This is a genomic window from Trichocoleus sp. DQ-A2 (genome assembly GCF_039961915.1).
GTDB lineage: Bacteria > Cyanobacteriota > Cyanobacteriia > Cyanobacteriales > FACHB-T130 > FACHB-T130.
The window spans coordinates 33,452-51,069 of the sequence record NZ_JAMPKD010000009.1 but is presented as its reverse complement, the minus strand read 5'-3'; the positions used below and the strand labels follow the sequence as shown (position 1 = coordinate 51,069).

At 47.2% G+C, this 17,618-nt stretch carries 12 protein-coding genes and 2 pseudogenes; 6 read left to right on the top strand and 8 right to left on the bottom strand.

The features are described 5' to 3' along the window. The first annotated feature begins 53 nt into the window (after positions 1-53). Together queF and NC997_RS10735 are read left to right on the top strand one after the other, a co-directional pair. The gene (queF, locus tag NC997_RS10740) at positions 54-485 is read left to right on the top strand and encodes a preQ(1) synthase (RefSeq protein ID WP_190435437.1); all 432 of its coding nucleotides are present in this window, start codon (positions 54-56) and stop codon (positions 483-485) included. Positions 486-712: 227 nt separating this feature from the next. Then, positions 713-2,374, top strand: coding sequence for a glycosyltransferase family 39 protein (locus tag NC997_RS10735; RefSeq protein ID WP_190524526.1), 1,662 nt, complete (start codon positions 713-715; stop codon positions 2,372-2,374). A gap of 68 nt (positions 2,375-2,442) precedes the next feature. Here NC997_RS10735 and NC997_RS10730 read toward each other — a convergent pair whose 3' ends face one another. Both NC997_RS10730 and NC997_RS10725 read right to left on the bottom strand, forming a co-directional pair. Beyond that, positions 2,443-3,867 (bottom strand): cytochrome c biogenesis protein, encoded by a 1,425-nt coding sequence (locus tag NC997_RS10730; RefSeq protein ID WP_190524524.1) that lies wholly within the window; start codon positions 3,865-3,867, stop codon positions 2,443-2,445. Positions 3,868-3,919: 52 nt separating this feature from the next. Next, positions 3,920-4,654: a cytochrome c biogenesis protein CcdA gene (locus NC997_RS10725; protein WP_190411189.1), complete on the bottom strand. Its 735-nt coding sequence runs from the start codon at positions 4,652-4,654 to the stop codon at positions 3,920-3,922. 658 nt (positions 4,655-5,312) lie between these two features. Between NC997_RS10725 and NC997_RS10720 the strand changes: the two are divergent. The 3 genes and pseudogenes from NC997_RS10720 to NC997_RS10710 all read left to right on the top strand — a co-directional run. Next, positions 5,313-5,783, top strand: a pseudogene (locus NC997_RS10720) (PAS domain-containing protein); the annotation flags it as partial. Positions 5,784-6,482: 699 nt separating this feature from the next. Then, a pseudogene (locus NC997_RS10715) lies at positions 6,483-7,955 on the top strand (ATP-binding protein); the annotation flags it as partial. Continuing rightward, the gene (locus tag NC997_RS10710) at positions 7,952-9,475 is read left to right on the top strand and encodes a response regulator (protein WP_190524518.1); all 1,524 of its coding nucleotides are present in this window, start codon (positions 7,952-7,954) and stop codon (positions 9,473-9,475) included. The pseudogene NC997_RS10715 and the gene NC997_RS10710, both read left to right, overlap by 4 nt. A 128-nt stretch (positions 9,476-9,603) precedes the next feature. Here the strand turns inward: NC997_RS10710 and NC997_RS10705 are convergent, their stop codons facing one another. After that, positions 9,604-10,815, bottom strand: coding sequence for an FtsW/RodA/SpoVE family cell cycle protein (locus NC997_RS10705; RefSeq protein ID WP_190426709.1), 1,212 nt, complete (start codon positions 10,813-10,815; stop codon positions 9,604-9,606). Between the two features lie 478 nt (positions 10,816-11,293). On the opposite strand from NC997_RS10705, the gene NC997_RS10700 reads away from it, so the two are divergent. After that, positions 11,294-11,533: a hypothetical protein gene (locus NC997_RS10700; RefSeq protein ID WP_190411192.1), complete on the top strand. Its 240-nt coding sequence runs from the start codon at positions 11,294-11,296 to the stop codon at positions 11,531-11,533. A 301-nt stretch (positions 11,534-11,834) separates the two neighbouring features. On the opposite strand, the gene NC997_RS10695 is transcribed toward NC997_RS10700, so the two are convergent. From NC997_RS10695 to NC997_RS10675, 5 genes are all read right to left on the bottom strand, one after another. Further along, the gene (locus NC997_RS10695) at positions 11,835-12,038 is read right to left on the bottom strand and encodes a phycobilisome linker polypeptide (protein ID WP_190411193.1); all 204 of its coding nucleotides are present in this window, start codon (positions 12,036-12,038) and stop codon (positions 11,835-11,837) included. A gap of 234 nt (positions 12,039-12,272) precedes the next feature. Next, positions 12,273-12,758, bottom strand: a complete 486-nt coding sequence (gene apcB, locus NC997_RS10690) for an allophycocyanin subunit beta (RefSeq protein ID WP_190411194.1) — start codon at positions 12,756-12,758, stop codon at positions 12,273-12,275. 62 nt (positions 12,759-12,820) lie between these two features. After that, positions 12,821-13,306: an allophycocyanin subunit alpha gene (gene apcA / locus NC997_RS10685; RefSeq protein ID WP_190411195.1), complete on the bottom strand. Its 486-nt coding sequence runs from the start codon at positions 13,304-13,306 to the stop codon at positions 12,821-12,823. A gap of 231 nt (positions 13,307-13,537) precedes the next feature. Further along, positions 13,538-13,735: a hypothetical protein gene (locus tag NC997_RS10680; protein ID WP_190524515.1), complete on the bottom strand. Its 198-nt coding sequence runs from the start codon at positions 13,733-13,735 to the stop codon at positions 13,538-13,540. Between the two features lie 341 nt (positions 13,736-14,076). Continuing rightward, entirely contained in the window at positions 14,077-17,478 is a 3,402-nt protein-coding gene (locus tag NC997_RS10675) for a phycobilisome rod-core linker polypeptide (RefSeq protein WP_190524513.1), read from the bottom strand. Positions 17,479-17,618 lie beyond the last annotated feature (140 nt).

The following is a 17,618-nucleotide window of genomic DNA, read 5'->3' as shown; positions in this document are numbered from 1 at the left end:
TTATTTGTTATAAATGACTAATAACTAACGACCCACGTTTGCTACCACTACTGATGAGTCAGTCGCCAACACAACAACAATTATCATCTGAAACGCCGCTTTCGGAAATGAAATACGGTGAGCGAAATATTTCTGAAGGACAATTAATTACCTTCCCCAATCCGCGAGTCGGACGCCACTACGACATTCACATTACTCTACCAGAGTTTACCTGTAAGTGTCCGTTTTCTGGCTATCCTGACTTTGCGACCATCCATATTACCTATGTTCCCGACCAAAGGGTGGTGGAACTGAAGGCGATCAAGCTTTATATCAATAGTTACCGCGATCGCTACATCTCCCACGAAGAATCCATCAATCAAATTTTGGATGACTTTGTGGCAGCTTGCGATCCTTTAGAAGCCACTATCAAAGGGGATTTCGCGCCCCGCGGTAATGTTCACACAGTCATTGAAGTGCGTCATCAAAAGTCCTCTGACGCCTAGATAGCAGCAAAAAAATTCACTTGCATCTGGCTACTTCCACCTGGTTTAAAAATTATCTTTTTCAGAAAGCCCGTCCAACGGGCTTTCTGCTTTGTGTCATCAAAAGTCTATCTTATCGGCTCAAAAAATAGACACAATATCAGTCTCAGGGTGAATGATAACTTCCATTGGCACGCCTAACATTTCGCAAAGCTTCCCGGCTTTTTAGATTACGAAATGGAGGTTTCATGGCAGTTGCACAAAGCCTTAACCATGTTAAGAATAGGTTAACTCAAACAAAGCTACTTCCTCCAAGCTGGTTACAATTTTTTATCATTGTCGTGCTGGTACTGGGAGTATTTTTTCGATTCGTCAACCTGGATCGCAAAGTTTACTGGGGCGATGAGACTTTCACTTCATTACGGATTGCGGGTTACAGCAAGGCAGAATTCGCCCAAGAAGTCTTTGATGGACAGGTGATGGGGGTCGAAGAATTACAGAAGTTTCAACAACCCAATTCGGAAAAAGGTGCAAGCGGAACCATCAACTCGATAGTGGTCGATACTCCCCAGCATCCGCCCCTCTATTTTTTAATGGCAAGATATTGGGTGCAATGGTTTGGTTATTCGCCAGGGATAATCAGAAGCTTGTCTGCATTAATTAGCTTGCTAGCTTTTCCTTGCATCTATTGGCTATGCCAAGAATTATTTGGATCTTCCTTAGCAGGATGGATAGCGATCGCACTCATCGCCGTCTCCCCGTTTCAAGTTCTCTACGCCCAGGAAGCACGACCTTATAGTTTGTGGATTGTGGCGATCTTACTATCGAGTGCGGCACTGCTGCGAGCGATGCGGCTGGGAAATAGAGACACCAAAACCCTTATTTCTACTTGGGGAGTGTATGCAGCAACGCTAACGCTGGGGATGTATACGCAGTTATTTTTTGCGCTGGTTGCGATTGGACATGGAATTTATCTATTGACAATCGAGAAATTCCGATTCACTAAAACAGTCTTTGCCTATTTGCTGGCATCTTTGGCTGGTTTGCTCACATTTGTGCCTTGGCTTCTAATTCTAATTGCTAATTCATCTACCGTTGAAAAGACAACAGATTGGTCTCGCCAGAAAGAAAGCCTGTTTTCTTGGGTGAAAGCTTGGACTCGCAATATCACTCGGACATTTCTTGATACAGATCCAGCAGGAGGAGTGATTGAGTTTGGATTTAACAATCAATGGACAGAATTTATCCGACTGACACTGGTAGGAATGATTTTATTCCTGTCAGGATATGCAATTTATTTTCTGTGTCGTAACACTAGCAAGCAAGTTTGGTTATTTGTTTTAACTTTGCTTGGAGTAACTGCCCTTCCCTTTATTTCCAGAGATCTAATCTCCGGAGGAGGATTGTCAGGTTCAACTCGACATCTAGTTGCTGTTTATTTGGGGATTCAGCTAGCAATTGCTTACTTACTGGCTACTAAAATTAGTTTGCCTTCGAGAAGTGCAAAGGTACAAAAACTATGGCAATTTGTGCTTGTTGCAGTAGTTTCGAGTGGTGTTATATCCTGTGCCATCAGTTCTCAACAAGAAATCTGGTGGAATAAAGCTCTCTCTCAAACTGAATACAATCCAAAAGTAGCCCAAATCATCAACAAAACAGCTCATCCGCTTTTGATCAGCAATGAGAAACTAAACTTTTTTCTTCCTTTAACCTATGCACTGGAACCGAAAGTGCGGCTTCAATTAGTCGTTAAACCAAATGTGCCTCAGATTCCAGATGGGTTCAGTGATGTGTTTTTATACAGGAGTTCCAAGGAATTAAGAAAGGCACTACAAAAGCAGAACTACAAAATAGAGCCTGCATACCCAACGGGTCAAGTTTGGCTTTGGAAACTAGAAAAAAAGGTGTGAGTGGAAGACGTTATTTGTTGGTAGAGGCGCGATGAATCGCCCCTCTACCAACCCACATCAAAAATGGTTTAGGACTGGGTCGCGATCGCTTCTATCTCAACAACTGGCACTTCCTCCTGAGACGGATGACTGACTCGATCCAAAATTTCCAACAGTTCCCGTTCAAAAGCAACCTGTGCGCGGTTAGTTCTGCCGCCGACATAGAAGCGAATCTCCTTCTGAGACGCTGCACTAACCCCTTCTTGTAGCGCCCAAATTTGCGAATGAGAAAAATAACTCATAACCACACCCAGCATCAGCAAACCAAAGCCAGCATAAACAAACGGGATACCCGGATCGGCTTTTATTTGCAAGCCAGTGCTGCCGATTACTTCATCAATGCTCAGCCTGACTCCATTCACAGGTACCGACATCCCGGCGCGAATAGTATTGATTAGCTGACCCTTTGGGTTATAAAGCATCAGTGTTCCCTGCAAATCCTTCGCAATTAAGGCAACGCCCTCACTCAAATCCGGTTTAGTGGGAATCCAAGTTCCCCAGATTCGACCCTTGCTGACAGTATTTAATGACGCCATCGGCAACTGTAAAACTGGGCTATTATTCAGCCGCACCTGGATACCTGCAATTCCCCAATCTGTTTGATAAAGCGTCACACCTCGATAACGCAGCGGCTGATTGACGTGAATCGTTTGACGATCAACTTCTTGTCCTTGTTTATCCAAAACCGACAAATCGGAATAAAACTGGTCGATTCTGCCTTCAGGTGTATAGTCGATCCAAAAGCGATTTACCCGCACCGACCAATCTTTGGGAACTTGTGGCAGCGCCCAAGAACCCGCTTCGATGATGTTTTTTATCTGAAACGTATCGCCGCTGGCAACCATTTCCTGGGCGACAAAACCCGTGATACTCCCCCAAATTGCACCCCCCAGAATAATTAACATACTGGCATGAACAACAATCGGACCAATCCGCCCCACCAGACCTTTTCGGGCGTAAAGTTTATCTTCTTCTTGAAAAACTTTATAGCGCCGCTGCTGCAACAACTCGGTCAGTTTGTTTAGCGAACCTGTTTCGAGTTCCGCACTCAGGGCGAGTTTCTGAAATTGGCGGGGTTGGTCGTAAAACTTCCAGTGCTGTGCTGCTTTTAAAGCTGGAAACTGCCGGGTGAAGGTACAGGCAGTTAAGCTACTGCCAAACAAAATTAGGAGTGATAAAAACCACCAGGTGCGATAAACACGATCCAATCCGACTACCTGGATTACCTTCCAAGTCAGGAAACCAAACAAAGCGGGATGCTCTGGATAGTTTGCTTGGTAAAAAGCGGGCGACTGACCCTGCTCAATCACCGTGCCAGAGATGCTGAAAAGTGCGATCGCTAATAGCAACGCGATCGCTAACCGCAAATCTGCCAGCAATGGCAACAATTCCTGCCGCCAAAACCGATAGGAAGTTGACCCCAAGTTTGAGAAAAAAGAATTTTTTGCAGTCATTTTTTGATAATTGATAATTGGTATTGGTAATAGCGAATTCTTTTGATTACCATTAGCCAATCGGAATCCGAGACAGCAGCGAAAATACCCCAAAGCCAACTAAAAGCACACCGCTAACGGGTGTAATCCAACTCGACCACTGGCGCAACTCCAGCAACTTCTTAATAGAGGCTGTAAAAGTTCCTGCCAAAATCAACGGTGCCACATAACCTGCTGTGTAGGATAGCAGCAAGACTGCACCTAATACCATGTCTTGCGTCGTGGCAACCCAACCCAGTAACGTTCCCAACACGGGAGTACTGCACGGGGACGCAACCACCCCAAAAGTTAGACCAATCAGATAGGAACGCACTCCCGCTGGTAATTCTTTAGAAATCCACTCCATCCCACCCCAAGCAGGCAACGGAAGGGGCAAAGCTTCTAGTAAATTTAGCCCCATTGCGATCGCAAGAATGCTCACAAGGATCGGCAAACCAAATCCCACTTGACCGTAGACGTTCCCCAGCAACGCCGCTAAGATACCAAGCCCTGCCAGCGTTGTTGCCAATCCCAAGGAAAACCAGGTAGCTTGGGCAGCTGCTTGGAGGCGGCTTTTGGTTTCATAGCCCCCGATGTAGCCAAGGGTGATGGGCAACATGGAAAGCATACAGGGGGTCAAACTGGTGAGCAATCCGGCTGCAAAGATAATGCCAATACTGATAACGCTGAGATGTTGCAGCTGGATAAAAACGAGACGGTTGGCAAATTCACTGAGTTCGTAAAGCTGGGTTTGCAGACTTTCAATCATGAGGAGGCTAGTTCGCGGAATGCTGATTCTGCTTGAATTTTAGCTTACTTGGAAGGGTAGAACCGGCGCGAAGGAAAGCGTCCGCATTGTTTGCTTGACAATAACACCCATCAATGTTTTTTATCAACGCAGGTTTCTCAAGAAATTTTTAACGCCGTTTCTATTAATTGCCCCATTAAGCTTGCAGCGAGTCTTTTATTCAAATGTTCTTAATTCAGTCGGCGGATGCATTAAATTGAATATTTTTTTAGTTGGATTAACGCAGGAAACCCAACACCTGTGAGGGTTACGCTATCGACAACCCATCCTACAAATCATTAATCCAGCCTACTGATTGTCAAGCCTGAAAAAGAAAACTTTTACTTTTTTCATAAAGGAATAATATATTTTTTTTATTTCTTAACATTAAAGAACATTCAATATTAGAGTTTTTTTCCAAATTTAGGGAATCCTAAATACGGACACTAGGAGCCTATATTATTCCTCCTTTCCTTAGCAGAGGGATGACTTCGCCAACGAACTGCGAGCATCATTGACTATTTAATTGGAAACTCCAAGAAGGTCGAGGAGAGTGCTATGTCCGTGTTGAATGTTGAATTTGAGCCGCTTAACTTAATTTCGATATATCTAAAACCAAAAGGTATAGAAGGAGGAATAGATGGTTACAAGTTATAGACGCAGTAAAACCAGTACCGGCAAATTGCAGAATCAAGAATCCTTGAAACTGCGTCAGCAAATTGCCGAGCTAGAGCAGACACTAGCCGATTGCAAGGAGGTCGAGAAAGAACTGCGTCAACGGGCGGAGATGTATGCACAAGTCTTAGATGCCATCCCAAATTTAGTAAAGTGCCAAAACTCCCAATCGCGCCTAGTTTATGCCAACAAAGCATTTTGCGACTTTTACGGCATGACACTGGAACAGCTTTGCGATCGCGATCCGACAGATATTCCTCTAAATAACCGGGATGCTACCCAACAGTCTGTCGTGGATGACGCCTATGTCGTGAATACCGGGCAGACGCTCCACATCTCTCAAGAACCTGTAACTCGTTACGATGGGCAAGTCTATTTATTTGACATCGTTAAAGTCCCTATTTTTAATGCTGAAGGCGAAGCTGTCAAAGTTGTGGAGTCCAGTCACGTAGCTTTAGGTGGCAACCTCTCCGACTCAGCCTTAATAGAAGTCAATTCAGCAGATATCCAGGGAGAACAGCGAGATAAATTAACCAACTCTCTCACTTATTTAAATAGCCAAATTATCGAGCGCAGGCAAGCAGAACAAGCCTTACAGGATCTGATCGCCGGAACCGCCTCAGTTACGGGCAAAGATTTCTACCCGATGTTTGCACAGCATCTAGCCGCAGCGCTTGGAGTTCGCTACGTTATCGTGGCAGAAGCATCCGCCTGGGAGGACGATACACCTGTCCGAGCCAAAGTGCTTTCCTTTTGGAATTCAGACAAATTGGGTGACAACTTTGAGTACGACTTAGTCCATACTCCTTGCGAAAGCATCTTTACACAAGAGACTCTGGTTGAAAACAACGGCATCAGTTGCTATCCCCAAAACGTCCAGTCATTCTTCCCCAAAGGCGAAGCTTTAGCGGCTTTGGGAGGAGAGTGTTTCCTGGGAGTTGCCCTTTTAGATTCAACATCCAGTAAGCCAATTGGTCATATTTGCTTTATCGATGATAAGCCCCTCGTGCAGGAGCAACGGGCAAAATCAATTATGAGCCTCTTTGCAGCACGAGTTAGCGCCGAACTGGAGCGCCAGCGGGCTGAGGAAGCGCTAGAGCGATCGCAAATACAACTGAAACTTTCCCACGAGCAATTAGAAAACTACAACCGGATGCTGGAAGCGAAAGTTCAAAAGCGAACGCTAAAGCTGCAACAAGAAATACGCGATCGCCGAAAAGCCGAACAATCCGCTCAATCCGCCAACCGCGCCAAAAGCGAATTTCTCGCTAACATGAGCCACGAACTGAGAACCCCTCTCAACGGCATCCTCGGCTATGCCCAAATCTTCAAACGAGACAAAACCTTAAATGAGTCGCAAAAAGATGGTTTAGGCATCATTCACCAGTGCGGCGAACATCTATTAACCCTGATCAATGACATCTTAGACCTCTCCAAAATAGAAGCTCGGAAAATGGAACTCCATCGGAGTAACTTTCATTTTCCCCAATTCCTTGAAGGCATCGTCGAACTGTGCCGTATTCGTGCCCAACAAAAAGACATCTACTTAACCTACCAACCGATCGCCCCGCTTCCAATGGCAGTCCAGGGCGATGAAAAACGGTTGCGGCAAGTCTTAATCAACTTACTTAGCAACGCGATAAAATTTACAACTACCGGCGGCGTCACCTTCCAAGTCAGCTATCAAGACGGAACATTTCGGTTTCAAGTAGAAGACACTGGCGTCGGTATGGCACCAGAGCAATTAGAAGAAATCTTCTTACCCTTCCACCAAGTCGGAGAGCGCGATCGCAAAAGCGAAGGCACCGGCTTAGGCTTGGCAATCAGCCGTCAATTAGTGCAAATGATGGGCAGCGAAATCAAAGTTAACAGCATCTTAGGTAAAGGTAGCGTTTTCTACTTTGATTTAGATTTACCCTTAGTTGACCAGTGGGCAGATGTCACCCAAATAGATGAACGCCCCATTATTGGTTACTTGGGCGACAAGCGCAAAATCCTCATCGCCGACGATCAATGGGAAAATCGCTCAATTCTAGTAAAAATGTTAGAGCCATTAGGGTTTGAAATTATGGAAGCCACTGATGGTTTTGACTGTATAACCAAAGCACAGGAGTGGCAACCCCATGTAATTTTGATGGACTTAATGATGCCCGCCCTCAATGGCTTAGAAGCCACTCGTCGAATCAGAAAGTCACCCGACTTAAAGGTCGTTGTGATTGCGACTTCAGCCAGCGTTTTTGATTGCGATCAACAACAGAGCTTTCAAGCCGGTTGTAACGATTTCCTGCCCAAACCCATCCAAAACCAGGAACTTTTAGAAAAGTTACGCGGTTATTTGGGGCTGTCATGGATTTATGAAGAAATTAAAAATGAAGAATTCCGCGAGCCTTCCGCAAAAGCGATGGTGCCTCCGCCTGTAGAAGAAATCGCGGCACTCTTCGATTTCGCAATGATGGGCGACCTCAGAGGGATTGCCAAGCGAGCCGCTCAACTGGAACAGATGAATCAGGACTGGATACCCTTTACCAACCATTTACGTCAATTAGCCAAGGGCTTTGAAGAAAAACAAATCTTGGATTTTATCAAACAATATAGAGAAAATAAATGAGCGAAGAAATTCCCCACAAAGGCATAATCTTAATCGTTGATGATACTCCCATAAACTTAGGGGTTTTGTTCGACTTTTTGGCGGATTCCGGCTTCAAGATTTTGGTAGCCCGGGATGGCGAAAGTGCGATTCAAAAGGGGGAATATGCCCTGCCGGACCTTATCTTATTAGATGTACTGATGCCGGGGATGGATGGGTTTGAAACTTGCCGTCAACTGAAAGCCAATCAAGTAACGAAAGATATCCCTGTAATTTTTATGACGGCGCTTTCCGAGACGGTAGATAAGGTTAGAGGTTTAAGCCTGGGAGCCGTCGATTATATTACTAAACCACTTCAGCATGAAGAAGTTTTAGCTCGCATTACTGTCCAACTGAGTATCCAGAGTTTAACAAAGAAACTGAAAGAACAAAATGTGCTTTTGGAACAAGAAATTCAAGAACGTACAAGGGTAGAAAAAGCACTCTTACAGCTCAAAGAAGAACTAGAAGAACGGGTAGAGGAAAGAACCCTTGAACTTTCCCACTCTAATGCTCTGCTGAAACAAGAGATTCAAGAGCGGATTTCTACAGAAGCAGTATTACAACAATCAGAGGCACGCTATCGAGAACAAGCGCATCAGCTAGAACTCGCCTTTCGCCAACTCCAACAGACTCAAGGTCAACTGATCCAAAGCGAACAACTGGCTAGTTTAGGACAGTTAGTCGCCGGTGTTGCTCATGAAATGAATAACCCGGTCAACTTTATCTACGGCAATATTACTCACGCAGAGCGCTATACCCAAGACCTGCTGTACCTGCTGAATCTTTATACCAAGGAATTAACCAATCCGGGGCCAACTATCCTGGAGGAGGCTCAGGCAATTGACCTGGATTTTCTGGTTGAAGACCTGCCAAAACTACTGGGTTCGATGAAGATTGGCGCTGAGCGCATCCGCGAGATTGTCCAGTCATTGCGGAATTTCTCTCGCGTGGATGAGGCTCAGATGAAGCCAGTGAACATTCACGATGGGCTAGACAGCACTCTGCTAATTTTGAACAACCGGCTGAAATCCAAGGCTGACTATCCGGGCATTCAGATTGTTAAAGAGTATGGCAAGCTGCCTCCTGTAGAGTGTTATGCAGGTCAAATGAACCAGGCATTCATCAATGTGCTGTCGAGTGTGATTGATGCTTTGGAGGAGTATGACCATAAGCGATCGCCTGAAGAAATACACTTCTCCCGCAGTACCATTCGGATTTGTACCGAAGTAACTGACCGTGGCTTTGTGACGATTCAGATTATAGATAATGGCCCTGGTATAGCGGAGGAAGTCCGCCCTCACCTGTTTGACCCCTTCTTTACGCCGAAAACGAATGGCAAAAGCACGAAGGTTGGGTTGTCCCTTACCTATCAAATCGTCGTAAACCAACATGGTGGACAGATGCAGTGTATTTCAGCGCCCGGACAGGGTACGAAATTCATCATAGCGATTCCGATTCGACAGAATCTTCAGAAAACGCCTTCGTTCGAGTCAATGTAATGTCAACGTCATCAGGGAAAAGCATTTAACTGGCACAGTCATTTTGGTAGTGGGTAATGGAAATTACCCTCACCTAAAACTTCTCTTTCAATTTGTGCAATTTAGATGTTAGATGTGTGACAGACAGCTTATTGCTCTCGGCGTCGCCGCCTAGCCGCAGACCGACGTCCTTGCAGAGACACAATTTCTGCTTCGCTACTTTCCCGCGCCACGCGAATCAGCAGCCCAGCGGCAATCAAACTCGCAATCATTGAATTGCCACCATAACTAAACAGCGGCAAGGGCAAACCCGTAGTAGGTAGGACACCAGTCGCAACGCCAATATTTAGTAGTGACTGCCCCACCATCAAAATCATGGCTCCAATCGCCACCAGCCGGTGAATGGGATTTTGCGCCTTTATCGCCACAATTAGCGCCAGCGCCGCATAAGCCATCAGCAGCAACAGCAGCAGCAAACTGCCTGCAAAGCCAAATTCTTCTGCGTACACCGCAAAGATAAAGTCGGTATACTGAATCGGCAAATAAAACAGCTTCTGTTGCGATAGCCCAAAACCAGACCCCCAGGTGCCGCCAGAACCAACGGCCAGTAAACTTTGAATCAGCTGGTATCCGTCTTGCATGGGGTCAGCCCAAGGATTCAAAAAAGACATTATCCGACGACGCTGATATTCTTTCACGCTGATACTGATTGTCGCCAAGAGCACCCCGCCCAGCGCTGTTCCTCCCAAGTAGGAATAAGGCAACCCAGCAGCAAGTGCAATTAGCCACAAAGTCATCCCGCAAAGTGCGGTTGTACTTAAGTTGGGCTGTAGCAAAATTCCCAAAAGCACGCAGCAAAAAATAAACAGCCAGGTCAAGCGGACTTTCCACGTTAGTCTGTCCCAATGCCCAAAAATCCGAGCGCCTTGTAACACCAGGAACGGCTTGATCAACTCAGAGGGTTGCAGCGGAAATGGCCCCAAAGCTATCCAACGGGTTGCGCCATTGGTGGTGGTTCCCACTCCTGGAATCAGGGTGATGAAAATCACTCCCAACAGGAGTATGACAAACCAATCAGCGATTTCTAGAACAGAACGTAGGGGGAAGTTCACCACCAGGTTAAATGCTACTAGCCCCAGGATGACTGAGATGATTTGGCGCTTGAAGTAGTACATCCCATCTCCAAACTCAGCATCTGCGCTGGGATAGGACGCCGAAAATAGCACGACTAACCCGATAAATAGCCAGAGGAAGGTGAGCCACCGCAACAATCTGGCATCTATTGCCCAATCCTGGGTAGAGGAATTAAAAACAGGAATTAGCTGGCGTAAATTCACAGCGACTTGGCGTATAGGTAACATTCAGCGGCAGGGAATCACAAAGCGATCGCTTTGGCAGATGCACGGAGTGCTGCTCGCTCCCCAACATTAGCAGCGGTACCGACCAAAATGATAAGGCGCTTTGCCCGATATCGGTTCATCCGCTCCCGATTTTCTTTGCTTTTCTATAAATCTTTCTGACATCTAAGGGCATCAGGCGATCGCTTTCTAAATCAAAAATTTATTAATCTACCCTCTAAATTAAAGCTTTCAAGAAGATTGCTTCACTGACGATCTTTGTATTGAACTTAACCGTATGATTACCGAATCAAAATTCTAAATTTCAGTGGTTTAAGTAAAAACGCGACCTTATTACTTCGTAATATCTATCGCCCCTATTACGTATAATCACGCAGACCACTTAGAGTTTGGATTGAACAAGCTGAAAAAGCTCAATTAGGCCCCAAGACTACAGAGACGATTCCCTATTTCCTATAAAGTTGAGCGAGATTACTTAGAAATGCAGGTCAAAACTCATCCTCTCAATGTAACGGTGCTGACTGTCCTGGTGTTGGCAGGATTTATCGGCATCGCCTCCATCCTATTAGCTCTCGTCAGCTCATCTTCACTCTACTCATCTACACATCCAGTGGTGATACCTTGGATAGGCGAGCAGCATCGATGTGAGACAAGCGGTAGAACTTGGAGAGAAGAGAGCGAGGAAGAATGCCTGGATTACGAACACAGCGCTGAGTTCTAAAAGAATTTGGCTTAACAGAAATTCCGGAAAAATCCTTGACAAGAAGTCAATAAATGCTTAACTAGCAAACTTTAGTCGTTCTTTTTAATCTAGTTCTTATACGATTCACAAATTACTAGCAACAAAATCGCTCTAGGCGTCTGCTGAAAAAGGGAGCTTCGGGAATCGAAGTGTAGCCTAATAAAACGAATTGCTATCGAAAGCGGCTATTGAGCCACAAAAAAAGAGGTCCTTAAGACCTCTTTGCATTTGAATCTTATCTAAATGTTGAAAATTCCGTAAACAAGCCTATTTCCGCAAATTAAAGTAGACCAGTATTTACTCCTGGCTTACCAGTAGCCAGCTCAACCTTAACGATTTTTCCACCCATTTTCATAATCCGCTGCTGTTCGCGAAACCAATTTTCGTAGGGAACGAGTTTCGTGAAATAAGTGTTTTGCAATTCCCGCTGAGTCCGGATACGGGTCTGGCTGGGAACACAGGCAGTAATTTTAAACATCCGCATGGTTAATTTCTCCTAGTCAGGTGGTGAGGAAATTTTTGATCTCAATCAATCTTTGGATTGGCGTATCTAATTAAGACACCGAAGGCTGGGAGTCAAGAGTCAATACTAGACCGCTAAAACTTATCAACTTAATTCGACAAGCCTTTGACGAGCTAGCATTCACTCCAGACTTCCCAGACTTCACCAGACAAAACGCAGTCGCTTAAAACTTAAGCGATGAACGAGCGCTTACGCTTAGCTCAAGCCAGAGCAGATGTAGTCTAAATAAACGCCCATTTCCTTACCAGCATCAGCACCCACCAAGCTGGCGGTAACTTCTTTCATGGCTTGGATAGATTGCACAGTAGCGGAGATGGGAACACCCAAGGAGTTGTAGGTTTCCTTCAGACCGTTCAGCACGCGCTCATCCAAGATGGATGGGTCGCCAGCCAGCATGGCATAGGTGGAATAGCGGAGGTAGTAGTCCAAGTCGCGGATGCAAGCAGCATAGCGACGGGTGGTGTACATGTTGCCACCGGGACGGGTGATGTCAGAGTACAACAGGGACTTAGCAACCGCTTCCTTAACGATGGTGGCAGCATTAGCGCTAATGGTGGTTGCTGCACGAACGCGTAGTTCGCCAGTGTTGAAATAGCCCTTGAGCTTTTCCAAAGCACCAGTATCAAGGTATTTACCTTGAACGTCAGAGGAATTGATAACAGCAGTAATTGCGTCTTGCATTTTTCTTGTTTCCTTATCTTACGTAGTCAGGTTCTAATCCTTAGCAGGGGAAGGGAAACACCCTACTGCATGGCACCAATCACGTAGTCGAAGTAAGCGCCTGCTTCAGAAGCATCTTCGCCAGACATCATGGAGGAAGCAGCATTCTTCATAGCGCGAACGCCTTCAGCAACTGCGTCAACCGGGGTACCCAGAGACTTGTACATTTCACGAACGCCAACCAAACCGATTTCTTCAATCGGGGTGACATCACCAGCAACGACTCCGTAGGTGATCAGGCGTAGGTAGTAGTCCATATCCCGCAGGCAGGTAGCGGTCATTTCTTCACCGTAAGCGTTGCCACCGGGAGAAACAATATCAGGACGCTTTTGGAACAACTGGTCGCCAGCTTGCTTGACGATGCGCTCGCGAGAGTCGGTCAACGTTTGGGCAATCCGGAGGCGACGCTCACCGGAGGTCACAAAGTTCTTGATCCGGTCTAGTTCGCCTGGGCTAAGATAACGAGCCTCGGCATCAGCATTCACGATGGATTTCGTGACGATACTCATTTGTGGATTCCTCCAATCAAAAGAAAAGTTTTACCAGATGGTTTGAAACTGGCATTCGCCAAGGAATGTGGAAGCCTGTCACTGCTACAAGAATACTTGTTCGGTATCTTTAGCATTTTTCAGTGTAACCATCCGTACACACTGCCTGGGACTCAGCTACCTTCCGCAAATAATTTTGCGGCATTCTGTTCACATTCCAGGTCTCTTCTTAACACTTTTTAATATTGCTCCTCATTTTGGGGCTTTGAGGGCGATCGCAGCGGGTCTCGGTGGGGTCAGTTGGTCATCAAAGATCGATCGCTTGCTTGGGAGGGGAGCGATCGCTGTCAGGATTTTTGAATTTTTGTACCCCTGAGCATCAATCACCTTCTCTTCCCCCTTGTCCTCCACATCTTCGCAGCTCCATAAAAATGCGATCGCCCATTCCATGCCCTAATCTGTTCTGCTGATTCAGCTTTAGCAGAAACTTTAAGGGATTCAAGTTGTGGACACTAGATGAGCCACTTTACCACAATGCAGTTGGACAAGGTTTTGCAGTGCGGTTATTGGGGGAATTTGACCCGAAGAATCTATCTCATTGGAGGATGATCGACAAGATAGCGATCGCCTCTTCTGTTGCGCCTGGTCTGTTTCTCTGGTTTCTGGAGCGCTTCTGCGTTTCGATAAACTCCCCGCGTCATCCAGAGAGATCATAGAGCAAAACTTCCGATTCATTAGGAATGGGGAACGGGTCATATTAATCACCCATTCCCCATTCCCGACTCTCGGATTTATCGGCTCAAGCGATTACCGATGTAGGAAGGCGACATATCTGACCAGGATTGTTTCACCAAGTCAGCTGCTGCTTTCACACTGCCCAGATAATTACCCGCTGGCAGGGACGGGAAGCGGTTGTAAGGCACCACATCCTCGCCGAAGTAACGAGCATACTCAGGACTATCCACCATTGCCTCTACAGCCGCCTTCAAGCCGCTATCCGCCAGCAGTTTGTTGTACTGCCGGATTTCACCTTGGGTAGCGGGTGCGCGTCCCAGCAGGTGCCGGAATAGGAACTCAATCACCTTGGTGTTGGGATAGGGGGCATAGAAGCGACGGCGATAGATATCGGAACTCGCCAGACTCTTCACAAACTCGCGCACCGAGATTTCACCGTTGCGGAGTCTGCTATCGAGATCCGAACGGCGCAGTTCCCCAGGAACTTGACCGCTGAAGATATCCATCACCTGACAGTAGATGGCATTAATCACCTGTGCAGATTCACCCTGATTCATCCCTGGATTCATCCGGTAAATTCGAGCAGGCTTACGCCGCGATGTCCCAACTCCAACTTCAACGGATTGCCCGTCACCGTTGGTAAAGGAACGACCCAACTCGATAAACAGCGGCTTACTCATGTCTCGCTGACGAGCTTTTGCAGCGATATCTGCGATCGCTTTACCCATCAGCGGCATCTTCGCCACATCCATGCGCGACTGCACCGGCTTGAAGCTGGGAACTACCAAGTCATCATTCTGCTTGGTCAGTTGGTTATACAGCTTCTCGGTATTCGGGAAGTTTGCCGCTGGCAGGGTCGGGAAGCGGTTGTAAGGCACCGTATCTTCTCCGAACGCCTGGGCATACTCTGGGCTATTCACCATTGCGCCCACAAAGCCCCGAAGCCCTTCAGATGCAAGGATCTGGTTATACTTGCGAATTTCTACTTGGTCTAGGGGTGCCCGTCCCAAGAAGTGCTTCGTACCCAACTCGATCACCTTAGTGTTCGGGTAGGGAGTATAGAACTCTTTGATGTAGAGGTCTGAACCTCCCAACGCCTCAATAAATTCCTTGAGGTTGATTTCACCATTCCGCAGCTTGCTTTCAAAGTCGCTGAATTGGTTCTTCACGATATAGGGTTCAATATCGCGCTCGAAAATTTGCCGGTATGCTGCCCGGATTGTGTTTTGCACCAACGCTTTGTCGTTGGTTTCTGTCAGCTTAAAGACCTTGGTTTGCTCGCGCTTCTTGCTGACACCCTGGTTGATGCGGAATTGAATGTCGGGTTCTGTCCGCAGCTGCGTGACTTGACCGAGTTCCACAAAACGAGGGGTTTCTTGCTTCTCAATTTTCAGAGCTGTGTCGGCAATGCTGCCAATCCGAAGGCTACGCAAGCTGACTCCAGCTGGTGTCAGATAGCGCTCGTAAGGAATCGTATCTTCCCCAAATGACTCGCTGTATTCGGGGCTATCGATAATCGCGTCAACCAGGGCGTAGAAGCCTTTTTTGGCGCAAATATCAAAATACTTGTTAGTTTCCTGACGTCCATAGGTGGGACGACCCAACAGACGGCGGTGGATGTATTCAATCGACTTGGTAACGTACAGCGAAGTCCAGTACAACTTGCGGAACAAGTCAGACTTAGCCAGAGCGCGGATGAACTCTCGCACTGTGGTTTCGCCGTTCTCCAGCTTGATTTCCGCCACCTTGAGGCGTTGACCTTCATAGACATCCCGCCCAAACACTTGTAGGTAGGCTGCCTTGATCACCGCTTGGGTGGAACTTTCGGAGTATTTAACGCTGGAATTCTTCACATACCGTTTGAAGGATGTGCCGCCGTTCCCACCTGGACCGGGGAGTTGATCCAGTTTAAACACTTTCGGACCCAAGGAACCCGGAGCTTTGGGACGAGCTGCTGGGTTGCTCAGTTGGTTGTCAATTCCTGGACCTTGGCGGATCAGGATGCGACGAGTATCTTTACCAAACGGAGCAGGACGGGTGTTGGGATTCTTGGTTTCTTTGGGGAAGATTGCCCCAAACTGAATTTCCAAGGGGTCGTTGCCGGAACCATACGGATGTTGGTCGGGCAGCGGTCGCTCGTAAGCAGCAAATGTGGTGAGGAACTGCGGCACCTTGCGGAAAGGCGCACTGTAGTTCAACAAATCTTGCTGCGGTCCCCAGTTGCGACACTCCTGCGCTTCTTGACCTAAACCCCGGATGTAGGGCACGGTTTCTTCGCCGAAGTAGTCAGAATATTCCTTAGAGTCCACCAGGGCATCAACGAGACCGGGTAGACCTTTGTTGGAAACGATGGAGAAGTATTCTTGTACTTCTTCACGGCTGGATGGCCCGCGACCTAGGAAGTGACGGAATGCCAGTTCCAGAGCGCGACTGTTGATATATGGCTCGTAGAAGTTTTTGCGGTAAAGAGTAGATTTACCCAAGCGGCGGATAAATTCTTTCATTGAGATGTCGCCATTTCTGACCTTGGATTCTAAGTCAGAGATGCCAAGGCTGTAAGCGCGGCTAATGTCACGCTCAAAGACTTGCCGATAGGCGGCTTTGATGATTTCTTGCTTTTCCGAAGATGACAAACCGGGCTTCATGGCGTACTTGGGACGCCGCTCGGCTGAATTAAAGTAAATTTGGGGCAGTTGCAGACCTTGCTGATCGCCAGAAGGACGCTGCCGCACTTTGTCAGAAGGTGTGGGGGCGCGGAATTCGCTAATCAGCACTTCAAAGTACTGGTTAACAATCGTTGTCCCTTCCTCGTCGCGACGGAAATAACCCAAGGCGGCTGCCCGCATTTCCTGCAACGCCACAATTGTCGCTTCGCCGGAGCAAGCATTTTCGATGATTTCCCGCAAACCCCGCGTGTTAACCGCGATGATATTGGGGTCTCCGGCAACAATTGCGTAGGTCAGGTAGCGCAAGAACCAGGATAAGTCCCGCAACGACTTTTGCATATTGCCCGGACCGTAGCGGGCAACGTTGATCGGTCGGAAACCCGCTGGCGTAGGACCGCCGCCGCCTGCGCTGAAGAGCGATCGCAACCCCTGCAAAAAGCCACCGCTGCTTTCCACATAGGTGACATTTCCCAGCGCCATCCCTTGTTTGACATCCGGAACATTCGCCGTCACCAATTCGGGTTCGCGAGGCTTTTCTAAGAAAGCCATCGGGGAACCCCCGACGAAAATGCGGTTGGCAGCACGGGACACAATCAGGTCTGCATTTTGGGTGAGCGTTTGAGCAATCTCAAGACGCTTGCTGCCGGAACTGAAATAGCTCTTCAGTTCATCCAGCTCACCTCTCCCTAAGAAGCGGTCTTGTTGTTCCGCTTGCGAAATAGTTGCAACTGGTACTGTTTGATATAGTTGCGGACGCGCAACTGAGCTTCCACCACTTGCCTTAACACTCATTGGATCTCAAAAGCTCCCTATCTAAATCGTCACTGCGTTAAACATGACCAGAGTGCCACTGATGAATGATGAATTGTGAAGGTTGAGGGATTAAAGTTAACCAACCGCCACGGGAGCGACTGACCCGGAGAAAGTGGCTT